General features: G+C 47.3%; 15 protein-coding genes. 4 read left to right on the forward strand and 11 right to left on the reverse strand.

Annotated features, from left to right (window positions below):
* Window positions 1-87 precede the first annotated feature (87 nt).
* From alaS to F0265_RS22475, 9 genes are all read right to left on the reverse strand, one after another.
* On the reverse strand, window positions 88-2,670 hold the full coding sequence (gene alaS / locus F0265_RS22435) for an alanine--tRNA ligase (protein ID WP_171750408.1): 2,583 nt from the start codon (window positions 2,668-2,670) through the stop codon (window positions 88-90).
* Window positions 2,671-2,811: 141 nt separating this feature from the next.
* Window positions 2,812-3,276: a recombination regulator RecX gene (gene recX, locus F0265_RS22440; RefSeq protein WP_171750409.1), complete on the reverse strand. Its 465-nt coding sequence runs from the start codon at window positions 3,274-3,276 to the stop codon at window positions 2,812-2,814.
* Between the two features lie 81 nt (window positions 3,277-3,357).
* Window positions 3,358-4,404, reverse strand: coding sequence for a recombinase RecA (recA, locus tag F0265_RS22445; RefSeq protein WP_031343405.1), 1,047 nt, complete (start codon window positions 4,402-4,404; stop codon window positions 3,358-3,360).
* Window positions 4,405-4,584: 180 nt separating this feature from the next.
* Window positions 4,585-5,076, reverse strand: a complete 492-nt coding sequence (locus F0265_RS22450; protein ID WP_171750410.1) for a CinA family protein — start codon at window positions 5,074-5,076, stop codon at window positions 4,585-4,587.
* A 77-nt stretch (window positions 5,077-5,153) separates the two neighbouring features.
* Window positions 5,154-6,218: a toxic anion resistance protein gene (locus F0265_RS22455; protein WP_171750411.1), complete on the reverse strand. Its 1,065-nt coding sequence runs from the start codon at window positions 6,216-6,218 to the stop codon at window positions 5,154-5,156.
* A gap of 9 nt (window positions 6,219-6,227) precedes the next feature.
* On the reverse strand, window positions 6,228-6,938 hold the full coding sequence (locus tag F0265_RS22460) for a phospholipase D-like domain-containing protein (protein WP_021458704.1): 711 nt from the start codon (window positions 6,936-6,938) through the stop codon (window positions 6,228-6,230).
* Window positions 6,928-11,793 (reverse strand): DNA repair ATPase, encoded by a 4,866-nt coding sequence (locus F0265_RS22465; protein WP_171750412.1) that lies wholly within the window; start codon window positions 11,791-11,793, stop codon window positions 6,928-6,930. Before F0265_RS22465 ends, F0265_RS22460 begins: the two co-directional genes overlap by 11 nt.
* 59 nt (window positions 11,794-11,852) lie before the next feature.
* Window positions 11,853-13,940 (reverse strand): peptidase, encoded by a 2,088-nt coding sequence (locus tag F0265_RS22470; protein WP_171750413.1) that lies wholly within the window; start codon window positions 13,938-13,940, stop codon window positions 11,853-11,855.
* Window positions 13,941-13,968: 28 nt separating this feature from the next.
* The gene (locus tag F0265_RS22475; RefSeq protein WP_171750414.1) at window positions 13,969-14,583 is read right to left on the reverse strand and encodes a DUF1449 domain-containing protein; all 615 of its coding nucleotides are present in this window, start codon (window positions 14,581-14,583) and stop codon (window positions 13,969-13,971) included.
* A 321-nt stretch (window positions 14,584-14,904) separates the two neighbouring features.
* Here F0265_RS22475 and mutS point away from each other — a divergent pair, with 321 nt between their 5' ends.
* Window positions 14,905-17,469, forward strand: a complete 2,565-nt coding sequence (mutS, locus tag F0265_RS22480; RefSeq protein WP_171750415.1) for a DNA mismatch repair protein MutS — start codon at window positions 14,905-14,907, stop codon at window positions 17,467-17,469.
* 52 nt (window positions 17,470-17,521) lie between these two features.
* On the opposite strand, the gene lptG is transcribed toward mutS, so the two are convergent.
* Window positions 17,522-18,592, reverse strand: coding sequence for an LPS export ABC transporter permease LptG (gene lptG, locus F0265_RS22485; protein ID WP_006963120.1), 1,071 nt, complete (start codon window positions 18,590-18,592; stop codon window positions 17,522-17,524).
* 3 nt (window positions 18,593-18,595) lie between these two features.
* Window positions 18,596-19,699 carry an LPS export ABC transporter permease LptF gene (gene lptF, locus F0265_RS22490; RefSeq protein ID WP_043006736.1) on the reverse strand — a complete coding sequence of 368 codons (1,104 nt, stop codon included), beginning with the start codon at window positions 19,697-19,699 and terminating at the stop codon, window positions 18,596-18,598.
* 191 nt (window positions 19,700-19,890) lie between these two features.
* Here lptF and pepA point away from each other — a divergent pair, with 191 nt between their 5' ends.
* From pepA to F0265_RS22505, 3 genes are all read left to right on the forward strand, one after another.
* Entirely contained in the window at window positions 19,891-21,399 is a 1,509-nt protein-coding gene (gene pepA, locus F0265_RS22495; RefSeq protein WP_171750416.1) for a leucyl aminopeptidase, read from the forward strand.
* A 52-nt stretch (window positions 21,400-21,451) separates the two neighbouring features.
* The gene (locus F0265_RS22500) at window positions 21,452-21,901 is read left to right on the forward strand and encodes a DNA polymerase III subunit chi (protein WP_171750417.1); all 450 of its coding nucleotides are present in this window, start codon (window positions 21,452-21,454) and stop codon (window positions 21,899-21,901) included.
* Between the two features lie 96 nt (window positions 21,902-21,997).
* Window positions 21,998-24,871 carry a valine--tRNA ligase gene (locus F0265_RS22505; RefSeq protein ID WP_171750418.1) on the forward strand — a complete coding sequence of 958 codons (2,874 nt, stop codon included), beginning with the start codon at window positions 21,998-22,000 and terminating at the stop codon, window positions 24,869-24,871.
* Window positions 24,872-24,880: the final 9 nt, after the last annotated feature.

Here is a 24,880-nt window from a genome sequence, read left to right on the forward strand (position 1 = left end):
AACTGAGCTATTAAACCACTTGGTTAGTAGAAAAAAATTACGCCCAATCAAACAATTGATTGAGCGTATTTATATACAAATCAGATTTTACAGGCGCTCTTCAAGCCATGGCTGAACAGACTTAATTGCGTCAGGAAGCGCTTCAACGTCTGTGCCACCAGCCTGAGCCATGTCAGGTCGACCACCACCTTTACCGCCGACTTGCTCAGCAACCATTTTCACTAAGTCGCCCGCTTTAACTTTGCCGATAAGATCTTTTGTGACACCCGCAATCAAACCAATCTTCTCACCATTGACGTTCGCCAACATGACGACACCACTGCCCATTTGGTTCTTGATGTCATCAACCATAGTACGCAGGTTCTTAGGATCAGCATCTTGCATCGCAGCGATAAGGACTTTAATGCCGTTGATTTCTTGAGCTTTACCCATGATGTTTGCACTTTCCGCAGCCGCCATCTTGTCTTTCAGCTTTTGGATCTCTTTCTCAAGAGCTTTCGCTTTAGATGCAGACTCTGCAAGCTTCTCTTCGTACTTAGCTTGTTGCTGCTCGATTGCGTCTAGCGCAGCTTCGCCAGTGACGGCTTCAATACGGCGAATACCTGCGGCGATACCACCTTCAGATGTGATCTTGAATAGACCGATGTCGCCGGTGTTCTCTGCATGGATGCCACCACAAAGCTCGGTTGAGAACTCACCCATAGACAGTACGCGAACTTCATCGTCGTACTTCTCACCGAACAGTGCCATTGCACCTTTCTGCTTGGCAGATTCGATGTCCATGATGTTGGTTTCAATGTTGTGGTTGCGACGCACTTGTGCGTTAACCAGACGCTCAACTTCTTTCAATTCAGCTGGTGTTACCGCTTCTAGATGAGAGAAGTCAAAACGTAAGTTTTCAGGCTTAACAAGCGAGCCTTTCTGCGTTACGTGCTCACCTAGCACCTTACGCAATGCAGCGTGCAATAGGTGCGTAGCAGAGTGGTTTAGTGAAATAGCCGCGCGACGCTCAGCATCCACGACAGCTTCTACATCATCACCTTTCGCTAAAACGCCTTCGGCAAGAACACCATGATGTGCGATGGCGTTACCAAGCTTCTGGGTATCTTGTACGTTGAACACTCCAGATTCAGTCTTCAGTACACCGGCATCCCCACATTGACCACCTGACTCGGCATAGAATGGCGTTTCACCTAGGATAAGAATGGCTTGATCGCCTGCTGATAAAGACTCCGCTGCTTCACCTTCAACGAAGATTTCTACAACTTTACTCTTACCTTCAGTAGCTGTGTAGCCACAGAACTCAGAATCTACATCAGACTTGATGGTCGCGTTGTAGTCAGTGCCGAACTGGCCTGCTTCACGAGCGCGTTGACGCTGCGCTTCCATCGCCTTCTCGAAACCCGCCTCATCGATAGTGAACTCACGCTCACGAGCCACATCGTTAGTAAGGTCTGCTGGGAAACCGTAAGTATCGTACAGCTTGAAGACGGTTTCGCCATCTAGCACTTTACCGTCTAGATTATCGAGAGCTTCAGACAGAATTGTCATACCACGTTCAAGCGTACGTCCGAAGTTCTCTTCTTCGATACGTAGTACTTTTTCAACAACCGCTTGTTGCTTTTTAAGCTCTTCGCCTGCAGTGCCCATCACTTCAGCAAGCACACCAACCAGTTTATGGAAGAATACGCCTTTCGCACCTAGTTTGTTACCGTGACGAACTGCACGACGAATAATACGACGTAGTACGTAGCCACGACCTTCGTTCGAAGGCATAACGCCGTCAACGATAAGGAATGAACAGGAACGGATGTGGTCAGCGATAACGCGTAGCGATTGATTTGATAGGTCTTCGTAACCGATGGTTTCTGCCGCAGCTTTGATTAGCTTTTGGAATACATCGATTTCGTAGTTTGAGTGAACACCTTGCATGATTGCAGAGATACGCTCAATACCCATACCTGTATCAACAGCAGGCTTAGGAAGCGGTTCCATTGTGCCGTCAGCATGGCGGTTGAACTGCATGAATACGTTGTTCCAGATCTCAATGAAGCGGTCACCGTCTTCTTCAGGTGTGCCCGGACGGCCGCCCCAAATGTGTTCACCGTGATCATAGAAAATCTCAGTACATGGACCACAAGGACCTGTGTCACCCATTGTCCAGAAGTTGTCAGACTCGAACTTCTTGCCGCCTTCTTTATCACCGATGCGGACAATTTTGTCTGCTGGAATGCCGACTTTTTTGTTCCAGATATCGAATGCTTCGTCATCTGTCTCGTAAACCGTGACCAGTAGGCGATCTTTTGGCAGTTTCAGTGTTTCTGTTAGAAATTCCCAAGCGAATGCGATTGCATCTTCTTTGAAATAATCACCAAAACTGAAGTTACCCAACATTTCGAAGAACGTATGATGGCGAGCAGTAAAACCAACATTTTCAAGGTCGTTGTGTTTACCACCTGCACGTACACAACGCTGAGCCGTAGTTGCTCGCGTGTAGGCTCGCTTTTCGGCGCCTAAGAAGCAATCTTTGAATTGGTTCATACCTGCGTTAGTAAATAGCAGGGTTGGATCGTTATGTGGAACCAACGATGAACTGTCTACGATTTGGTGTCCTTTGCTTTCAAAGAACTTGAGGAACGAATTACGAACCTCATCAGTGCTCATGTACATGCAGCTCTTCCTGAAAATAGTCGAGTTAGAATTTTGCCGTATTGTAGATCAAGCAATCAGCCACGACTAGCTTTCTTGTAGAAAAGAGCCTTTTCAACGCGATTTTCGCAACAAATCAAAAAATGAGCGCATAAGCACTGTTTATGATCCGTCGTCATTACTCAGGGCATAGCTGATTTGTTCAAAGCTGTAGCCGCGATATTGAAGAAATCTCACCTGTTTTGCATACTCTTTCTGATCTTTCGCTATGACGCCTTTAAACTTTTTTTCGGCAGCCTGTTTCGCCAACTCAAACCAGTCTTGTGGCTCCTCTTCAAATGCCTTTTCGATGACGGATTCACTGACACGTTTCTGATTGAGTTCCTGACGAATACGTCGTTCACCATGCCCTTTGTATACATGCTGTCGGATCTGGCTTTTGGCATAACGAAGGTCGTCTAAGTAGTTGTGATCAAGACAGAAGTTAACCGCTTCTTGAATCGCCTCTTCTTCATAACCTTTCATCGCAAGCTTCTGATAAAGCTCATACTCACCATGATCACGCCGACTAAGCAGTTGAATGGCGGCTTCTTTACTGGATAAGGTGGGAGGTTTGCGTTGAAACATAAACACTCAACATTATTCGGTTACGCTAAATACAACAAAGCCCCGCTATTGCAGGGCTTCAAAACTCTGAGCTATGAGTACTTACAGCTCTTCTTGCTCTGGCATTTCACCTAGCTCAGCGTCGTCTGGCTGGATTTCTGCTGGTGTTAGCAACAACTCACGCAATTTCGTATCGATTTGCTGAGCCGCCGCTGGGTTTTCACGTAGGTACTTGCATGCATTTGCTTTACCTTGGCCAATCTTATCGCCATTGTAGCTATACCAAGCGCCCGCTTTTTCAACCAGCTTATTCTTCACACCTAGGTCAATCAGCTCACCTTCACGGTTAAAGCCAGCGCCATACATGATTTGAGTTTCAGCTTGTTTGAACGGTGCCGCGATCTTGTTCTTAACCACTTTAATGCGAGTTTCGTTACCCACCACTTCATCGCCTTCCTTGATAGAGCCTGTGCGGCGGATATCAAGACGAACTGAAGCGTAGAATTTTAGTGCATTACCACCTGTGGTCGTTTCAGGGTTACCAAACATCACACCGATCTTCATGCGGATCTGGTTGATGAAGATACACATACAGTTTGACTGCTTCAGGTTACCTGTCAGCTTACGCATTGCTTGAGAAAGCATACGCGCCTGAAGACCCATGTGGCTATCGCCCATTTCGCCTTCGATTTCCGCTTTCGGTGTCAATGCAGCCACAGAGTCGACAACCATAACGTCAATCGCGCCAGAGCGCGCCAGAGCGTCACAGATTTCTAACGCTTGCTCACCCGTGTCTGGCTGAGAAACCAACAGTGCATCAATATCTACGCCTAGCTTCTTAGCGTAGACAGGATCAAGAGCGTGTTCTGCATCAATAAAGGCACATGTTTTACCTTCACGTTGTGCTGCAGCAATCAGCTCAAGAGTTAACGTCGTCTTACCTGATGACTCAGGGCCATAAACTTCAACGATACGACCCATTGGCAGACCACCAGCACCCAATGCGATATCAAGAGAAAGTGAACCTGTCGAGATGGTTTCAACATCCATAGCGCGGTTATCACCAAGGCGCATAATAGAGCCTTTACCGAATTGCTTTTCAATCTGACCGAGCGCAGCGGCGAGCGCTTTCTGTTTGTTATCGTCCATCACTTTCTCCGATTTGTTCATCAACGCATTGATGATCTTTGAATTCTTCTCTTCTTCCCCAGAATCCTCTGAGGCAATCAATGAAAATCATTATACTGTTGATTCATACAGTGTCTATAGCTGTGTGAATTTTTTTTAGATTTAGATCATATCTCTTTAATTTTATTCACTTTTAAATTATCAGCCAGAATATGTGCTGCGTTGTTCCAACTCTTCGTACAGTACTTTCATCGCCACTTCAACGGCCTGCTGGCGAACCTCAGCTCGATCACCATCAAAGTGATAAGTGGCGACTTTCAGCCAACTGTTTTCATCGGCCCAAGCAAAACAAACCGTTCCTACTGGCTTTTCAGTGCTGCCACCTCCTGGCCCCGCAATACCACTGATTGAAACACCAATATTGGCACTGGAATGTTCAATCGCACCTCGCACCATTTCAATCACCGTCTCTTCGCTGACAGCGCCATGAGAAACAAGCGTCGGCTCTGCTACTCCTAGCATCTCCATTTTCGCTTCATTACTGTATGTAATAAAAGCGCGGTCAAACCAGGCCGAACTGCCTGCAATATCGGTAATTGCGGCTGATACACCACCACCTGTGCAAGACTCTGCTGTGGTAAGGATTAGTTGTTGAGATTGCAACAAAGCTCCCAGTTGTGCGCTTAATTCCATATCTACTTTCCTGCTCAGTCATTGTGTCGATAGCATATAGAAAAACGACGGCTAAGTTAGCCGTCGTTGTCTGAAAGTTAGTTTTCCAAATATTGTTGCAATGCAGATTTCAGTTCTTGCTCTGCCTGCTCAATCACTCGCTGCGCTTTTTCACGTTGTTCTCGACCTTCTTTCACTCTTGAAAGGGTATTACTCAGAGTTTCAATGGTGAGTTGATTGACGGTTTGTAGCGAATCTAAATCCAGAATTCCGCGCTGATAATTCTCTGCGATTTGTTCTTCCAGCACTTTGAGCTTCTGTGCATTTTGCACGTACTGTTTGTTGGTGTAGTCTTTGACCGCGCGTGTGACTTGCAGGGCCTTTTCCTTTTCATAGTTGGAAATAGCGATCAAGAATTGGCGCTTCCACAACGGAAAGGTGTTATGGACGATATCCTGAATATCCTCCATCAACATTTTGTTGCCCTCTTGAGACAAGCGAATCTGCGGCGCGGTTTGGATTGCAGCTAACCGAGTGAGTTCGAGATTGTGTACGCGTTTCTCTAACCTCGCCACAGCCTGCGTCGCATCTCGGTATTGCTGAGCATCCAACGCGTCTTCACTTCGCTCGGACTTGGCAAGTAATTGCGGTAACACTTCATCATTCAGCTGACTTAGTTTATACCGGCCTGCTGCAATATACTGCTCTAATCCATCCAGTAGCTCTAGATTATGTTGATACAGAGTATCGAGCTGGTTAATGTCATGAGCTAATTTCACTTCCTGCCCTTGCAAGCGCTCAGCCAATTTATCCAGCTGATTTTTCACCGAATCAAAGCTAGTTGAGAATTTCTTGAACGAATCAAACATTTCACCAAACAAAGGTAATCGAGACAGCAAGCTACGCTGACCAAGTTGGTCAAAGGCGCTACTGTCCATTGAAGACACCATGGCTTGAAGAATATCGCCAGCTTCGCCGCTATCTCTGACTCTAACCTGATCTAAAACAGAATCAGAAAACGTGGTAATTTTCTCCAGTGCTTCACTACCAAAAGTAATCGTCGCAACACTATCAAATGGGTCAAAACGCTCGGCAATAGCCACCACTTCTGGGGTCGCTTCTACTTTCATCACCTCTGGTTGGGTTGTAACAAGTTCCGTCATAGGAGCTCCTTAATGTTGTGAAGGCTGATGGCAGGGAAATCGCTGCCACAGTTTTTCAAACTGTCTTGAGAAGGATTGCAGGAAGCGTTTGTCATCAGACAAAGTAATGTCTTCCTGATTGTATTTCGAAGCACTGCGTGTCCAATTGAAGCTACCGTTAATCAGACGCTTCTGATCGAAAATCGCAAACTTATGGTGCATATGATAAGGCGTTGTATCGATTTTAACCGCAATTCCTTGCTTGGCTAAGTACTCAACATCACTTCCTTTGTCATACATTTTGTCATTGTCTGTGATGATTCGAACTTCAACCCCGCGCTGATGAGCTTCAAGGATGTGCTTGGTAAGTTCATCATCGGCAATCGTAAACACGCAAATATCGATGGAATCGCGAGCCAGCTTTAGCTGCTCAATGATGCCAGTCGCGCAGGTTCTTCCCGGCGAAAACCAACTGGTTGCTACTTCACTCGACTGGTTCGCTCTGACGTTATCCAGAACTTTGATGATACGTTCAAGCCAACGTAATACGGCTACTGGGTCAGAACCTTCCTCCAGTACTTGCTTAGTGAGCTTAAAGCTCTGATTACGTAAAAACGCTCGGTCCTCTTCTGACATCACGGCCTCTGCCAGCTCAGCCTGAAGATGGCGTCGCTCATGGTCATCGAGACGATAATCTGTCAAAGATTCTTCCAGCCATTTGGCCCATTGATTACGATTCATTTGTACTCTCCTGCCCAAAACGAGCGACATGCTGATTCAGCATGGCTAATTGTTGGACGACTTGACCAGCTCTGTCTTCAGAGTCTCCCATGAGTTGCTGACGTTGATAGCTCTGTTTGATCTCTTGCCATCTGTCCATCTGCTCTGGAGTCATATTGCCTCTCAGTTCAGCCAGTTTCAGTAAGTTCTCTTCAGTGCCATTAGCAAGGGTCTGAGCTTCCCCCTGATAATGGTCTTGCAGTAAGGTATTTAACTCATCATCAGTCATCACCGACGAGATTTTCTCAACCAGTTTATTCATGTTTCGGTATGATCCCTGCAACTTAAACGCAGGTTCCACACGATACTGATCCGCTGTTGCAGCTGACTGGATATACTGTTGATTCACTTTCAGAACCGTTTGCTGAACCTGCGTTAGCTTTTGAATCGTCGAAACAATTTCATTGGCTTCAGTTGCTGAATAAGAATGGCTCATTTCACTCAAAGCGATGCTCTCGCCCTGTGCCATACGGACAAAGCGATACAAGTCATTCAGATCACGCGTCGCCAGCGGTGCTAGCACAGAATTAGATGTCAGCGAGTTTTCAATAAAGCTCAGCTCAAACGCCTGCTTTTGATCGGATAACATGTCACCGAGGTTGTAGATGTCTGCTCGGTTGGCCAACATATCTGGGATACGGAACGCTTCACCGGTTTCGGTATATGGGTTGCCCGCCATCACCACAGCAAACTTCTTCCCTCTCATATCGTATGTTTTGGTTTTACCTTGCCAGGTACCCTCAATTCGACGAGTGCCGTCACACAAAGAAATGAATTTTTGCAGCAACTCGGGATGGGTATGTTGGATATCATCTAGGTACAGAAGGACGTTGTTACCCATCTCAAACGCCAGATTAATTTTCTCTATCTCCCGAGCCGCGTTCTGATCCGGTGCATCTGCAGGGTCCAAAGAAGTCGCCTGATGACCAATCGAAGGACCATTGATCTTCATAAACACTAAGCCCAACTTATGCGCAACGTATTCAATTAGCGTTGTTTTACCGTAGCCGGGAGGTGAAATCAGCAACAACATCCCCATTAAGTCAGTGCGCTTGCTATCCCCAACCGTCCCCATCTGCTTAGCAAAGTTATCACCGATCAATGGCAAATAACTCTCACTGATCAGTTTATTGCGGACAAATGAAGTAAGTGGGCGAGGTTTAAACTCTTCTAAGCGGAACTGCTCTTTAGCCTCAGAGAGTAGCTCTGTTCTGTGCTCCAAATAGGATTCATATTGAGGCACCAGCTGACTTCGGTGTGATTCGCCGCGCTGGATAAAATCATCCAGTACCACAACCAACTCACCGTTACTGAGACGATCATGTTCCCCGAGCAATCCATTGATGGTGCACTGCAAAGAAAAATCGATACTCTCTAGCGCAAGCGCTGATTGGGTGTTGCACAACGCAATCGCAGCGCTTTCGACCACAAATGCCTGGCCGTACTCTTTCTGAGTAGTGTATGCCTTCAACCACTGCTGGTGATCGTTAAGTTGCTCACTGAATGACTGCGCGGAAGGTGACCAACCTAAGCTTCGGCGGAACTGAAGATAATCTTCGCTTAAGGCAAGCGCATCTTGGCTGACCTGAATCGCGCCCTCTTTTTGTGCCAACAGGTGGATCAAGTAACGGGCACTGTCATCGGCCTCTTGGCCTGAAAAGTCTGACGCTAACTGCTGCTGTAAGTTGTTAAAGGCATCAGAAGCATTCAGGTGTTCACGCAATAATTGAGCGTTAACCGCTTTGAGTCTCATCTCATGCACAGAGCTTTCATCGTGCTCCAGCAACCAGAGTAAAGCATTTGCTCTCGCAGTCTGGCTAAAACGTAGCAAGCCTGCTTTTTGATACATAGGTAACAGCTGCGATAAGATTTTTACCGCGTCGCTGTCGTGAATCCCTTTGACATACCCTTCACGATATCGAGGCGCCGCAAAACGCTGGACTAATTCGGCCAAACGATTCTCAGCCAATGCCTGATACAAGGTATTTAAACTTAAATCCGCTTCATTTTGCTCAGCCGAATAAACCATCAGATAAGCCAAATACTCTGCGCGGTAAACAATGTCACTTTCTGATGCAACTTCCAGTCGTGCCACACCTTGCAACTGCAAGAACTCTTCATTCTCAATCGGTTGATAAAAATCCGTACCCGAAATGTGTGTGCAAAGCTCACCTTGTTGTTCGATCAGACTTAAGTCCAACGTCTGTTGATTCACACTAAAGCGGTGTTTACCTAAGCGCAGAACTTTACCACCTTGCTCAAAAATATCCTGATTGTCGCGCAGTGATCGCAGTGACTGATCTTGCAGGGATTTAAGTTTGGCATCCAAGCTGTCCGCTTTAACACTATCTCCCAGCTGGCGAATCGATTCAGACAATTGGTGCAATTTGAGCACCATAGCGTCGGTGGCAAAATAGCTGTTTAACCCTGCCACATCTTCAAACTTAGCCACGCGTTTATCGATGCTGTTCATCGTCACCGTCGCAGCCTGTAACAAGTTCTGTACTCTGCGTTGCTGCGCCGCGATCAACTGCTGCTTGTGGTTATCCAACGTCGATTGAATTTCATCTCTTTTGGCATAAATCTCAGCGAGAAATTGGTCAAAATCGGCAAAACGAGACTCCAGCTTATCAAGTTGGCTAATCAATTTAGCGAGCTGAGCGTCACAATCATCCGGTGATGTTGCTTGTTCCATCGCGCTACTCACAGACTGGCCAAGCAATTTAAACTGGGCACTGAACTCCGCTTGCGCTTCCTCGCTCTGTAGGCCTTTACTTCGGCTACGCAGCTTAGCGGAAACACTGTTGAGCAGCGAAGAGATCTCCGTGGTGAGATCTAGGATCCGTGTCGCCTGAGTTGGATCATCGGTTTCAATGTCCGTGACTTCTTCGGTGACCAATTGCAGATCACTTCTTAACCCATCTAATTGCTGCTGAAGCTTGGCCATGTGAGACGTCTTTTCTGTCTGCTCTAACTCTGCTTCAATTTGTTTAATGTGCTTTTTGAATGGCTGGTAGGCTTTTTCATCCTGCAGCAATGTCAGTAGCTGCTGGTTCAGTGATTCACGTTGCTGCTGAAGTGTCGTCAACATGCCATCAACACTCACCACATCAACGTAATGCTGCTGACGCAGAGCCATTGTCGCGCCCACCTGGCTTTTTACTTCAGCCAACAAACCTAGCAGCACATTCGCTTGTTCTTTAGGCGCAAGCTTTATCTTGCCAACCAGGTCGGTAATCACCACTTTCTGCTGCTCTAGGCTTTGAGAGGCGTGACTTTGCAATTGCTGAACTTTGGCAAACTCATCAATGATTTTATCTGCGGTCGCCATCAGTTCGTTAATGGCGGTTCCGATACCCAGCGCATAGTCGTGACTCAACCAATGGTAATGATCGAGCGTGCCTTGGCACTGCTTGAGCAACATCTCATAGGCCGCTTGTGTCACATCTTCTGTTTGCGCTAACTGGCACACCGAGAGAACGGATGACAGAGCGCGCACCAGTTCCGCATTACCCAGATTAAACAGTGGACTACTGCCATCGGTTTGGGCGTGAATATTGGCGTAATGCTCCGTAGTTGAGAATGGGGTATCCCACACTCGCAAAGGGTGAATAGTGGAAGCTTCCGCATTTTCAGACAGTTGGAATACCAGCAGCCGCCCATCAGGATATAGGCTAAAACCGTGGCTTTCCAATGGCGCGGCAAACTGTTTCTCTATCATGTTGTAGGTGAAGGCAACATAGTAGCCTTGCAACATATTAAAGAAGAAATACAGGATATCTTCGCCATTTGGCGACACGACTTTCTGGAAAAACTGCAAATGCTGCCAAGGCATATCGAATTGTTTATGCTCACCATTCGCTAGCACGTAGCCGTTTGAATATAAAATACCATGCTCTTCCGGCAAGGCTTTCGCGCTGGCGCTCAGCGCATCCGTTCGGACCACGGATTGAGTGAGAGGGTTATAAACAAAATAGCGATCATTGCGCTCACGATTAGGGCGAATCTTCAATGCGATCAACTCACCGATAAACGCATAATGAATGTGTGCATCCGCCACACTTTGGTGATGATCTTCCACTTCCTCGCGGTAAATGCCTTTGCCATCATCGGTATTGTCTTCGATCTTAATCGTTAGATCGCCGCCAATACATTCAACAAACAACTTGTCAGCAATAGAAACATGAGGGTGGTTGCCCATAACGTGATCATCACGTGTTGTGGCGATCCAATCGAAATCGTGTTGAACAGTCTCAGTGAGAGATGCATGCCCCGCAGAGTCCAAATACTCAATGGAGTTGGCATTGATCTGAAAGCGAAACACTTTGCGATCTTCTACCCGCATACCAATTTGAAACGCTATATAAAGAGTGCTTTCCTGGCGTGAAATCTGAGACAAACGGGCATCACGGTAATAAGTAAATAGCTCAGTGAATTCGTGTTGGAAGCGAGCGTCTTGGAGAAAACTGTTGTCTAGCGAGGTGGGCTCAACACGAAAAGTCCCCTCATTTTCATGCAATTGATAGAGGCCAAACACGTCCTGCAACGCAGGAACGGCCTTCATTCCAACGTGCACTTGATAACCAAACAGCAGTTGCTGATTGACCTGGGCCATGTCGATGGGGATACAACGTGCGTCCGTTTGAACATTCGTCTTACCGACCAGTTTGAGTTCCTGACCGCCGAAGACTTGTTGACGCTGCTGATTAAAAGAGTGTGTGAGCGATTTTAATTGTTGGCCTTGTTGAGACAAACGAGATTTTAGTACCTCGTATGCGCCACCTTCACTCACAGCTTTCTGAGTCGAATCTGACATAGTAATACCTGTTTATCCCGCTTCTTCTGAAGCGGGATTCTGTGAGAGAGTCTGTAACGCTACGCTTTGTTTTCTGGTGAGACGTCCAGCGAATTTTGAATTTTCTTCATTAACTCAGCGGCGCCACCATGCGAATTCAACAAGCTAGCCAAAGCAACGTTACTTAGGTCACTGCTCTTTAGATTGGTATTTTCAAGGACGTCTTTGATGTCCTGAGGCAGGCTGCGATTGCCTTCCATGTAGTCAGAAACCAGCGGGTTAAGCACTTTTGACTCTTCAAATTTGCTGTCCATAGCGGCAGCATCCATGATGGTACGGCGAATCTGCTCCACCCCTTCACCACCAAAGAGTTTGATGTCTGCGTCTGACAGTGCCTGAGCGATGGCCTTGGCATTTTCACCAACCACAGATTTCTGCGCGTCAATGCGTGCCATCTCAAGATCTTTCTCTTGTTGCAACTGCATAACCCACTTGTCGTGCTCACGTGTATGCTCATCGTACTGCTGAGCCGCTTCAAAGCGTGCAGATTGTGCTTCCGCCTCAGCAAGACCTTTGGCACGCATTGCCTGAGCTTCCGCTTCACCGGCACTTTGTAGAGTAAACGCCTCCGCTTCACCCGTTTCACGAATGGCCTGCGCTCGTTCGCGATCGACTTCAACCTGAGCCAACCCAGTCGCGCTAATAAGTTCTTTCTCAGCTTGAGCCATTCGCTCTTTCGCAGCGGCTTCTTTGTCTTTAGCAATGAAACCAGCTTCCGCACGTTTCACAGCAACGATCTGATCCGCTTCCGCTTCACGCGACTTCACAGCCAGCTCATTTTCCGCTTCGCGGGTTTTCACTTTCAGCTCAGCTTCGTTTTCAATCAACAGGCGTTCAGCGCGCTCTTTAGCGGCATCTTTTTCTGCACGAGCGGCAACGAGGAGCTCTAATTGCGCCGCTTCTGCTGCTGCTTCAGCTTCCACCATGGTCACGCGCTTCTTACGGTTAACCTGTTCATTCACTCGTAAGTTCTCTGTTTCTTCTTCTTCACGAGCAATCTTACGTTCGATTTCTACGCGCTGAGAACGAGTTTCCGCGACCGATTTCAGAGACTCCTCAACGGTGGTTTCTTTCTGCATTTCTTTTTCAACAACTTCAGTTGCAGTCCGAACTTTTTCAGTTTCCACTGAGCGAGTGAGTTCTTCTTCTTGAATCGCGACCTGACGCTGGTTAGCTATTCGCGTCATTTCCACTTCCATCTGCACACTTTCGCGTTTTTTCGCGACTTCTTCTTCGGTTTCCAACTTCGCGAGTTCAGTAATGCGTTGGTATTCCTCTTTCTTCTCTGCAGACAGGGCTTCTTCTTGTGCTTTGATGATGTCAACTTCACGCTGAGTGCGTGCTACACTTTCCTGCTCTTGCTTATCAAGCTGAAGGCGATTGGCTTCCGCCTCAACATTTTTCTTTTTGATCGTCGTACGCTCATCCTGACGAATAGCGTTGGTTTCTGTGTTTTTTTGTGCCGTAATCGCCGAGATTTTGCGAATACCTTCTACATCAAGAATGTTGTTCGGGTTATGGGCATCGAGCGCAGTTTGGTCAATCTTGTCGATAACAACGTCGTAGATCTTAAAACCGTCCATCTCACTGCCAATTACTTGAACAACAGCATCACGGAATGCGCGGCGGTTGGTCAGCAATTCTTCAAATTCAAACTGCTTCACTGCCGTTTTGAGAGCTTCAGAGAATTTCGGCTGGAAGTGCTCTTTCAGACGCTCTAAGTTTGACGCCTCATGAGCGGTAAATAGCTTTGCAACACGAACTATGTCTTCTTCTTCGTGGTTTACACCGATGTAGAAATCGACTTTGAGATCCGCTCGAATGTTGTCGCGACAGTGCAACCCTTCGTACTCTTCCCCTTCCTGATCTTTGCGACCGCTACGAGTAACCGAGATCTTCTTACGAGTGATGTCCATGTATTCAAACTGGTTGATCACAGGCCAGACAAATGTCCCCGTCAATGACGCGCGAGTACGTTCTAAGCCATTGACAATCAAGGCATCCCCTTCTCCTCTAACCTTCTTGTATCGTGAAGTAAGAAAGATCAAAATCAGCAGTGCAACACCAACACCCACTGCTATAAAAATCACACTTGGGGAAATTTCCATTAACCAACTCCTGTTGTAAAATTTTTGATTATTTTTTTGCTATTACGTAGCGACGAGATTCGGCCTCTCTGGCCACAATGATCACCTCATCACCGTATTCAATATCAATATCTTGCTCGGTCACTGCATCGAGTAAGTATTCGTTGCCATTCTGTACAACCATGACTTCGCCAATCTCAGAAGTGACTTTGCTGCTATGCACCCTTGCAGCCAAGCCCACATACTCAACCTGAGCAAAGGCTTTTTTCTTATCAAACAGCGGACTTAAGGGGTTCAAGAGCCAAGCTGCAATCATTAAAGCGAAATACGCAGTGAAAGGGACAGAGATGAGATTTGCTGCAATGAGAAGCCCGTCGTTCCACCAGCTTTGGGTCCATTGTGAGGTGTAAAAAGACAAAACCGTCGCAACAAAAAAACTACTACACAGCGCCACCATAAGCGGCACTTTGGACAGCACTGGTGGTAACAAAAGCCCTGAGCCAGGAAGGTTATCGAAATCAAACAGATCAAGCTCTGCCGTGGCACTTTCAACAACGTTGAACACCAGATCAATCAACATCACCACTAAAAACAGCAAAAAGGGCACAAAAAAGATACTGGTGGGAAAAGCCATCAGCTCAGATAGGAAGTCATTCAAAGTCATAGACGTTACTTAGTTTTCAAAGCATCAGGTCGATGCAGAATTTATTTATATAAATACTTATAAATAATTTAGAGACACATTCAGAATACTTAACCAACAGAGTGAATAAAAACTATTTGCATCATTATATGACTAACTTCATAAAAACCATTTAAATCATAAACTTTTCATACAATCACTTTTCACTGTTCGCTTCAGCTAAGCCAATTTGAAGAAGCGACTCACTGCTAACACTTACTCTATAAAATGAGCGAATCTCTTTCCGCTGGCAGAGGATTCACGTATCCTAAGCCGCAATAAAATCAGACGAAGAAGTTACCCGTGAAAGCTGAACAAAAACACACTCCCATGATGCAGCAGTACCTCAAATTGAAGGCTGAAAATCCGGATATATTGCTGTTCTATCGAATGGGAGATTTCTATGAGCTTTTTTATGACGATGCCAAGCGTGCATCTCAGTTACTTGATATCTCGCTGACCAAACGTGGAGCCTCCGCTGGAGAACCCATTCCTATGGCTGGTGTTCCGTTTCATGCGGTAGAAGGGTATCTGGCTAAGCTCGTTCAGCTCGGTGAATCAGTGGCTATCTGTGAGCAGATTGGCGACCCAGCCACCAGTAAAGGACCGGTGGAACGCCAAGTCGTTCGTATTGTGACGCCGGGTACAGTCACTGACGAAGCACTGCTCTCGGAACGGATTGATAACCTCATCGCGGCGATTTATCACCACGATGGTAAATTTGGTTACGCCACACTGGATGTGACCTCTGGCCGCTTCCAACTGATGGAACCGGAAACCGAAGAAGCGATGGCGGCAGAACTGCAACGTACCGCCCCTCGTGAACTGCTCTTTCCAGAAGACTTCGAACCAGTAGAATTGATGGCTGCACGTAACGGTAATCGTCGTCGCCCGGTGTGGGAGTTCGAACTGGATACCGCTAAACAGCAGTTAAACCAGCAGTTTGGTACTCGTGATTTGGTTGGTTTCGGCGTGGAACAGGAACATCTAGGGCTATGCGCCGCTGGCTGTCTGATCCAGTACGTGAAAGACACACAGCGTACCGCTCTGCCTCATATCCGCTCCCTAACTTATGATCGTCAGGATCATTCCGTCATTCTCGACGCGGCCACTCGTCGCAATCTGGAGATCACTCAGAACTTAGCGGGCGGGACTGACAATACACTCGCCGAGGTCATTGATCATACTGCGACGCCTATGGGTAGCCGAATGTTGAAACGTTGGCTTCATCAGCCAATGCGTGACATCAGTACGCTCAACCATCGCCTAGACGCGATCAGTGAACTGAAAGAACTGACTCTGTTTACTGACTTACACCCAACTCTCAAACAAATTGGCGACATCGAGCGTATCTTGGCGCGTCTTGCTTTGCGCAGCGCCCGCCCTCGTGACATGGCGCGCTTACGCCATGCTATGCAGCAATTGCCTGAATTGGCAGAGACAATGGGCACACTTGCTCACCCTTACCTCACCAAGCTAGGGCAATATGCGGCGCCACAAGAAGCCGTTTGTGAGCTGCTTGAACGTGCCATTAAAGAGAACCCACCGGTGGTGATCCGAGACGGTGGCGTGATTGCTGAAGGGTACAATGCCGAGCTCGACGAATGGCGAAAACTCGCCGATGGTGCGACTGAGTATCTGGAAAAAATGGAACAGGATGAACGTGAACGCCATGGCATCGATACGCTCAAAGTCGGCTACAACAATGTTCACGGATTCTTCATCCAAGTCAGCCGCGGACAAAGCCACCTAGTACCTCCGCACTATGTGCGCCGTCAAACGTTGAAAAATGCAGAGCGCTACATCATTCCTGAGCTGAAAGAGCACGAAGATAAGGTTCTTAATTCCAAATCTAAGGCACTGGCGCTTGAGAAACAGTTATGGGAAGAACTATTTGATCTTTTAATGCCTCACTTAGAAAAGCTGCAGAATTTGGCCTCCGCTATTTCCCAAATAGATGTGCTGCAAAACCTTGCAGAGCGGGCGGACAGCTTAGATTACTGCAGACCTGTGATGAGTCAAGAGCCTGGTATTCACATCCAGTCAGGGCGCCACCCTGTCGTTGAGCAAGTGATGGATGAACCTTTTATTGCCAATCCGATAGAGCTCAATCCACAGCGTAAGATGCTGATCATCACCGGCCCGAACATGGGCGGTAAATCAACCTACATGCGCCAGACTGCCCTGATTGCGCTAATGGCCCATATCGGTTCTTACGTACCGGCTGAATCGGCTCAAATTGGTTCGATCGATCGCATCTTTACCCGTATTGGGGCATCCGATGATCTTGCCTCTGGCCGTTCTACTTTCATGGTAGAGATGACTGAAACGGCTAACATCCTCCACAATGCGACGACCAATAGTCTAGTACTGATGGATGAAATCGGTCGAGGCACCAGTACTTACGATGGTCTTTCTCTCGCTTGGGCGAGTGCCGAATGGTTGGCAAAAGAGCTTGGTTCAATGACCTTGTTTGCCACCCACTACTTTGAGCTGACCGAGCTGCCAAACCAGATTCCTCATTTAGCGAACGTCCACCTAGATGCGGTGGAACATGGCGATACCATAGCCTTCATGCACGCCGTTCAAGAAGGTGCAGCGAGCAAATCGTACGGCCTTGCTGTGGCAGGGCTGGCTGGTGTGCCAAAGAGTGTCATTAAAAATGCCCGAGCAAAACTGACTCAGCTTGAGCAACTCAGTCAAGGAGAAAGCAGCTGCGTCACCAGCAGTGCGGTCGATATTGCTAATCAACTGAGCCTGATTCCAGAGCCAAGCGAAGTGGAAGAAGCTCTTTCTGGCATCGACCCTGATGATTTAACGCCACGTCAGGCACTGGAAGAGTTGTACCGATTGAAAAAGTTGCTGTGATAAACAGTAAAACGGCTGCCGATGGCAGCCGTTTTTATTTCAGAAGTCGTGTTTAGAGCTTTCTTCGCAAGAGAGCTAGCGCCACTGTCAGGAAGACAATACTTGGCATCACAGCACCAAAAACTGGTGGGATACTGTAAACCAGACTGAGTGGACCAAAGAACTCACTAGAGATATAGAAGGTAAAACCCGCCACTACACCAGATAGGATACGTGCCCCCATGGTAACACTACGTAGCGGTCCAAAGATAAACGACAGCGCCATCAACATCATAACGGCAATGGAAAACGGTTGAGTCACTTTGCGCCACAGAGCCAGCTCATAACGCGAAGCATCCTGCTCTGAAGCTTTCAAATACGTCACGTAATCATAAAGACCACTGAGTGATAACTCTTCGGGTTTCACTGTCACGACAGCGAGCTTGTCAGGCGCTAAAGAGGTCGTCCAACGATACTCAGGCAAACTGGTTTTGGTGATTTCCACTTCATCCGCCATTTCAGTCAACTGCACATCTTTCATCACCCAAGTGTTGTCAGATAAGTAATCCACTTCGGCTGCATGCACCACACTTTCCAACTGTTTGTCGTCGTTGTAGCGCCACATGCTCAAACCGTATAGCTTATCGTCTTCAACTTTACCGATAAAGATAAAATCGTTGGCATCCCGGGCCCACACTCCAGTCCGCACTGACATAATGGCACCACCAGATGTGGTAAACGCACGCAGATCGCGCGCCATTTTCTGTGCCTGAGGTGCGCCCCATTGACCAAGCAAAGTCACAAGAACCATCAGAGGCACTGCCGTTTTCAAGACCGACAGGCCGATATCCAGCTTGGAATAGCCAGCAGCCTGCATCACCACCAACTCGGAACTTGACGCCAGCATACCTAGTCCAATCAAAGCACCTAGCAAAGCCGCCATTGGGAAGAACATTTCGATATCACGCGGAATACTTAGTAACACGTAAAACAAGGCTTGCAGCAAGTCATAACTGCCCTGCCCCACTTTACGTAGCTGTTCAACGTATTTGATGATGGCAGACAGGCCAACAAAGGTCGCCAATACGAGCGACGTCGTGGCGATAATGGTTCTGCCAATATAAAGATCGAGAATTTTAAACACGGCTTATGCTGCCTTCTTTCTTTGTCTTAGTTTGTCTTTAAAGCGTCGCATTGGAATACTGTCCATCGAATTGATCCCTATTGCGGTCAGCAGCAAGGCCGCGTTAATCGGCCACATACCGATAAACGATGGGATAGAACCATCTTCTAGCGCCGACTTAGTGGCACTGATCGAAAGGAAGTACGCCAAATAGATGAGAATCGCTGGGCCCATTTTAGCGAAGCGTCCCTGACGCGGGTTAACCGCTGACAACGGGACGACCAGCATAGTCAGAAGCGGAATACAGACAACCAGAGAGATGCGCCATTGCAATTCGGCCTGAGCGCGCGGATCTGGGTTAGACACCAACTGCATCGTCGGGATAGCTTCCCAGTCACGCCCTTTCGGCTTCACATCTCGCTGGCCAATCAAGCCTTCATACTGGTCAAAGTCGGTCACCATGTAATCAACGCGCGTTGGTACACCTTCATAACGTGTACCGTCGTACATGCGAATAACCTGACGTCCATCACTCAGTTCTTTCACCTCACCAGATTGCGAGAAGGACACACTTGGCAGAATTGAATCACGTGGGCGCATCTGAGCCACAAACACATGTTTGAGCTGCTTGCCTTCAATATCATCGATAAAGACCACAGAAGATCCGTCCGGCGTGCCTTGGAACTGACCTTTCTGCAATAGGTCAACACTGTTCTCCGCTTCGACTTCTTCCTGAAGTTGAATCAGCTTTTCCTGACTCATCGGAGAAAATACAAACGCATTGGCTGCAGCAATCACACCAGTAATCACCGCAAGATAGAGTGCGGCGCGAATAAGAAACTTATTTCCTATTCCAGTCGCATTCATAACGGTTATTTCACTTTCTGCATACAGTCGGCCAAAAGTGAGCAAAATACCGAGAAAAAGACTCAATGGCAGCATTAACAGCCCCATTGACGGCATACTCAAACTCACATAGTGCATAACCAGACCGGCGGGAATATCCCCGTCCGAAGCATCCGCTAAAACTTTGATCAATTTTTGGCTTAAAAACACTAAAAACAGGATAAAAAATATCGCTAACTGGCTCTTGAGTGTCTCGCGGATCAAATATCTAACAATAATCACGCTGAAATTACCTATACAAAACTTGTTTTTTTAATTGAATCACTATAATTTCCCGTTGAACCTTTTATTTTTAAATTTTTTGGCTAACTGTTAACGCGCTTATTTAAAAGTAGTTCCGATTAAGGAATCAACAAGTAAGACGCCATTATCTAACATTTAGTTCTATTTGTCTTCAGGATGTAGGAGTACGCATGGAGTTCAGTGTAAAGAGTGGTAGCCCGGAAAAGCAACGTAGTGCATGTATCGTTGTGGGTGTATTCGAACCACGTCGCCTTTCTCCAGTTGCTGAACAGCTCGATAAAATCAGCGACGGCTATATCAGTTCACTACTTCGCCGTGGTGATCTGGAAGGTAAACCAGGGCAGATGCTACTGCTGCATCAAGTACCAGGTGTTTTGTCTGAGCGCGTTTTGCTTGTCGGTTGTGGCAAGGAACGTGAGCTAGGCGAACGTCAGTACAAAGAAATTATTCAGAAAACCATCAATACCTTGAACGAGACAGGTTCAATGGAAGCGGTATGCTTCCTAACAGAGCTGCACGTGAAAGGTCGTGACACATACTGGAAAGTGCGTCAGGCAGTCGAAGCAACCAAAGATGGCTTGTACACTTTCGATCAGTTTAAGAGCGTTAAGCCGGAAACGCGTCGCCCGCTACGTAAGCTGGTATTTAACGTACCAACACGTCGTGAGCTAAACCTAGGTGAAAAAGCAATCACACACGGTCTGGCGATCTCTTCTGGTGTTAAAGCATCGAAAGATCTTGGCAACATGCCGCCAAACATCGCCAACCCTGCTTACCTTGCTTCTCAGGCGCGTCGTCTGGCTGATGACTACGACACCATCACAACCAAGATTATTGGTGAGCAAGAGATGGAAAAACTAGGGATGACTTCATACCTAGCGGTAGGCCGCGGCTCTAAGAATGAATCTATGATGTCTATCATGGAGTACAAGGGCAACCCAGATCTAGAAGCGAAGCCAATCGTGCTGGTTGGTAAAGGTCTGACTTTTGATTCAGGCGGCATCTCACTTAAGCCGGGTGAAGGCATGGATGAGATGAAGTACGACATGTGTGGTGCGGCATCTGTTTTCGGTACCATGAAGTCTCTGGCGAAACTGAACCTACCAATCAACGTCATTGGTGTTCTTGCTGGCTGTGAAAACATGCCGGGCAGTAATGCTTACCGTCCAGGTGACATTCTGACAACAATGTCAGGTCAAACTGTTGAGGTACTGAATACCGACGCTGAAGGCCGTTTGGTTCTTTGTGATGCGCTGACTTACGTTGAGCGCTTCGAACCAGATTGTGTGGTAGACGTAGCAACGCTAACAGGTGCTTGTGTGATTGCACTGGGTCACCACATTAGCGGTGTTATCTCTAACCACAACCCACTGTCTCATGAACTGGTTAATGCTTCTGAGCAAGCCAGTGACCGCGCATGGCGTCTACCAATGGCAGACGAATACTATGAGCAACTGAAGAGCCCGTTTGCTGACATGGCAAACATCGGTGGTCGCCCTGGCGGTACGATTACAGCGGGTTGCTTCCTGTCTAAGTTTGCTAAGAAATACAACTGGGCACACGTCGACATCGCAGGTACTGCGTGGAAGTCTGGCGCAGCAAAAGGCTCAACAGGCCGTCCGGTCTCAATGCTTGTCCAGTTCTTACTGAACCGCAGTGGCCAAGAGACAGAAGAGTAATTTCTGAACAAATTCTAAAGGGCCGAAAGGCCCTTTTTTATTCGGAATGATTATGCCAAACGCGACGTTTTACATCATTAAGCCCGATTCACCGCAAGCCAACCGACAAGGCTTTGAACAATATGTTTTGTTTCTGGCTGGTCACTTTGCCAAACAAGGCGCTAAGGTGTATCTCCATTGCCATGATAAGCAGCATGCTGAGCAGTTAGCGGAATGTTTCTGGCAAGTGGATGCTGAGCAATATCTGGCTCATAACCTCACTGGTGAAGGGCCTAAATATGGCACAGGCATTGAAATCGGATACCAAGGCATTAAGCCCTCATGGAACCGTCAACTGGTAATAAATTTGGCGGAAAATGAGACAACCTTTGCGAACAAGTTTGCAGAGGTGGTAGACTTCGTCCCTTGCGAAGAAAAAGCCAAGCAACTGGCGCGAGAACGATATAAAATCTATCGCCAAGCGGGTTATCAGCTACAAACGATCGACATCGCACACAACTAATGGTCAATCCTTATAGCTAAGCTCTCCTTCTAGAGAGTTCACTTATAAAGATTGACTTAGAATTAAACCAGACCTATCTGCAGAATATCTATAGCTATGGAAAAGACATACAACCCAACTTCAATTGAACAAGCTTTATACCAAGCTTGGGAAGAGAAAGGCTACTTTAAGCCACACGGTGACACGACGAAAGAATCATACAGCATCATGATCCCGCCACCGAACGTCACTGGTAGCCTACACATGGGCCACGCGTTCCAAGATACAATCATGGATACTCTGATCCGTGCTGAACGTATGAAGGGCAAAAACACCCTTTGGCAGGTAGGTACTGACCACGCTGGTATCGCTACTCAGATGGTTGTTGAGCGTAAAATCGCAGCAGAAGAAGGCAAAACCAAACATGACTACGGTCGTGATGCCTTCATCGACAAGATCTGGGATTGGAAGAACGAATCGGGTGGCACAATCACTAAGCAGCTTCGTCGCCTAGGTGCATCGGTAGATTGGGACCGCGAGCGTTTCACAATGGATGATGGACTATCTAACGCGGTTCAAGAAGTCTTCGTTCGCCTGTATGAAGAAGACCTGATCTACCGTGGTAAGCGTCTAGTAAACTGGGATCCGAAACTGCACACTGCAATTTCTGATCTTGAAGTTGAAAACAAAGATAAAAAAGGCCACATGTGGCACTTCCGCTACCCGCTAGCGGATGGCGTGAAGACAGCAGAAGGTAAAGACTACATTGTTGTTGCGACGACTCGTCCTGAAACCATGCTTGGTGATACGGGTGTTGCTGTAAACCCTGAAGATCCACGTTACAAAGATCTGATCGGCAAAGAAATTCTTCTTCCTGTCGTTGAGCGTCGTATCCCTATTGTGGGTGACGAGCACGCTAATATGGAGAAAGGTACTGGTTGTGTGAAGATCACTCCTGCGCACGATTTCAATGACTACGAAGTGGGTAAGCGCCACCAGCTACCAATGATCAACATCCTAACTTTCAACGCAGACATCCGTGACGCGGCTGAAGTCTTCACCACTAACGGTGAAGCAAGTGATGTGTACTCAACTGAGCTACCAGCGAAATACCACGGCATGGAGCGCTTTGCTGCGCGTAAAGCGATCGTTGCAGAATTTGAAGAGCTAGGCCTTCTAGACGAAATCAAAGATCACGACCTGACTGTTCCTTACGGCGACCGTGGCGGTGTGGTTATCGAACCAATGCTAACTGACCAATGGTACGTACGTGCAGCACCTCTTGCAGAGCCTGCTGTTAAAGCGGTTGAAGATGGCGAAATCCAGTTCGTTCCTAAACAGTACGAAAACATGTACTTCTCTTGGATGCGTGACATTCAAGACTGGTGTATCTCTCGTCAGCTTTGGTGGGGTCACCGTATCCCGGCTTGGTACGACAACGACGGCAACGTTTATGTAGGTCGTACTGAAGAAGAAGTACGTGCAAACAACAACCTTGCACCTGTCGTAGTTCTTCGCCAAGACGACGACGTACTCGATACCTGGTTCTCTTCTGCGCTATGGACTTTCGGTACTCAAGGCTGGCCTGAGCAAACTGAAGACCTGAAGACATTCCACCCTTCAGACGTACTAGTAACGGGCTTCGACATCATCTTCTTCTGGGTTGCGCGTATGATCATGATGACCATGCACTTCAACAAAGATGAAAACGGTAAGTCACAAGTACCATTTAAGACAGTTTACGTAACGGGCCTAATCCGTGACGAAAACGGCGACAAGATGTCTAAGTCTAAGGGTAACGTACTTGACCCTATCGACATGATCGATGGTATCGACCTTGAATCCCTAGTAGAGAAACGTTGTGGCAACATGATGCAGCCTCAGCTAGCGAAGAAGATCGAGAAGAACACGCGTAAGACATTCGAGAATGGTATCGAACCATACGGTACTGACGCACTGCGTTTCACACTGGCTGCTATGGCTTCTACTGGCCGTGACATCAACTGGGATATGAAGCGTCTTGAAGGTTACCGTAACTTCTGTAACAAGCTATGGAACGCAAGCCGTTACGTACTGATGAATACAGAAGAGCACGATTGTGGTATGTCACTGTCTGCTGAAGAACGCGCGAACCTAGAGTTCTCTCTAGCGGACAAATGGATTGAATCTCAGTTTGAGCTGGCTGCGAAAGAGTTTAACGCTCACCTAGACAACTTCCGTCTAGACATGGCAGCAAACACGCTTTACGAATTCATCTGGAACCAATTCTGTGACTGGTACCTAGAGCTGACTAAGCCAGTTCTTTGGAAAGGCACTGAAGCTCAGCAAGTTGCGACTCGCCACATGCTGATCACGGTACTTGAGAAAACGCTTCGTCTAGCTCATCCAGTGCTTCCTTACATCACTGAATCTATCTGGCAGAGCGTGAAGCCTCTAGTAGACGGTGTTGAGGGCGACACTATCATGACTCAAGCGCTGCCTCAGTTTAACCAAGAGAACTTCAATGCAGAAATCGTAGAAGATATCGAATGGGTTAAGACCTTCATCACCGCGATCCGTAACCTACGTGCCGAGTACGATATTGCACCAAGCAAAGGTCTATCGGTAATGGTTAAGGTTGCTGATGAGAAAGATGCTGCGCGTATCGAAGCAAACAAGACAGTACTCAGCTCACTGGCTAAACTAGATGAAATCAAAGTACTGGCTGAAGGTGAAGAGACCCCAGCTTGTGCAACTAAACTGGTTGAGAAATCTGAGCTGATGATCCCAATGGCGGGTCTGATCGACAAAGATGCAGAGCTTGCTCGTCTTGATGGCGAAATCAAGAAAACGCACGGCGAAATCAAACGTATCGAAGGTAAACTAGGTAACGAAGGTTTCGTTGCTAAAGCGCCTGAAGCGGTTGTTGCGAAAGAACGTGAAAAGCTAGAAGGTTACCAAGAAACCTTAATCAAGCTTGAAGAGCAGAAGACAACCATCGCGGCACTGTAAACCAGTACC

The organism is Vibrio sp. RE88 (genome assembly GCF_013113835.1).
Lineage (GTDB): Bacteria > Pseudomonadota > Gammaproteobacteria > Enterobacterales > Vibrionaceae > Vibrio.

Bases quoted from the DNA above. Each gene is read 5' to 3' on its own strand.
- F0265_RS22460 (WP_021458704.1), bottom strand. From the start codon at position 6,938: ATGAATCGTAATCAATGGGCCAAATGGCTGGAAGAATCTTTGACAGAT.
- F0265_RS22450 (WP_171750410.1), bottom strand. From the start codon at position 5,076: ATGGAATTAAGCGCACAACTGGGAGCTTTGTTGCAATCTCAACAACTA.
- recX (WP_171750409.1), bottom strand. From the start codon at position 3,276: ATGTTTCAACGCAAACCTCCCACCTTATCCAGTAAAGAAGCCGCCATT.
- F0265_RS22465 (WP_171750412.1), bottom strand. From the start codon at position 11,793: ATGTCAGATTCGACTCAGAAAGCTGTGAGTGAAGGTGGCGCATACGAG.
- pepA (WP_171750416.1), top strand. From the start codon at position 19,891: ATGGAGTTCAGTGTAAAGAGTGGTAGCCCGGAAAAGCAACGTAGTGCA.
- F0265_RS22505 (WP_171750418.1), top strand. From the start codon at position 21,998: ATGGAAAAGACATACAACCCAACTTCAATTGAACAAGCTTTATACCAA.
- F0265_RS22470 (WP_171750413.1), bottom strand. From the start codon at position 13,940: ATGGAAATTTCCCCAAGTGTGATTTTTATAGCAGTGGGTGTTGGTGTT.
- F0265_RS22475 (WP_171750414.1), bottom strand. From the start codon at position 14,583: ATGACTTTGAATGACTTCCTATCTGAGCTGATGGCTTTTCCCACCAGT.
- F0265_RS22500 (WP_171750417.1), top strand. From the start codon at position 21,452: ATGCCAAACGCGACGTTTTACATCATTAAGCCCGATTCACCGCAAGCC.
- recA (WP_031343405.1), bottom strand. From the start codon at position 4,404: ATGGACGATAACAAACAGAAAGCGCTCGCCGCTGCGCTCGGTCAGATT.
- alaS (WP_171750408.1), bottom strand. From the start codon at position 2,670: ATGTACATGAGCACTGATGAGGTTCGTAATTCGTTCCTCAAGTTCTTT.
- F0265_RS22455 (WP_171750411.1), bottom strand. From the start codon at position 6,218: ATGACGGAACTTGTTACAACCCAACCAGAGGTGATGAAAGTAGAAGCG.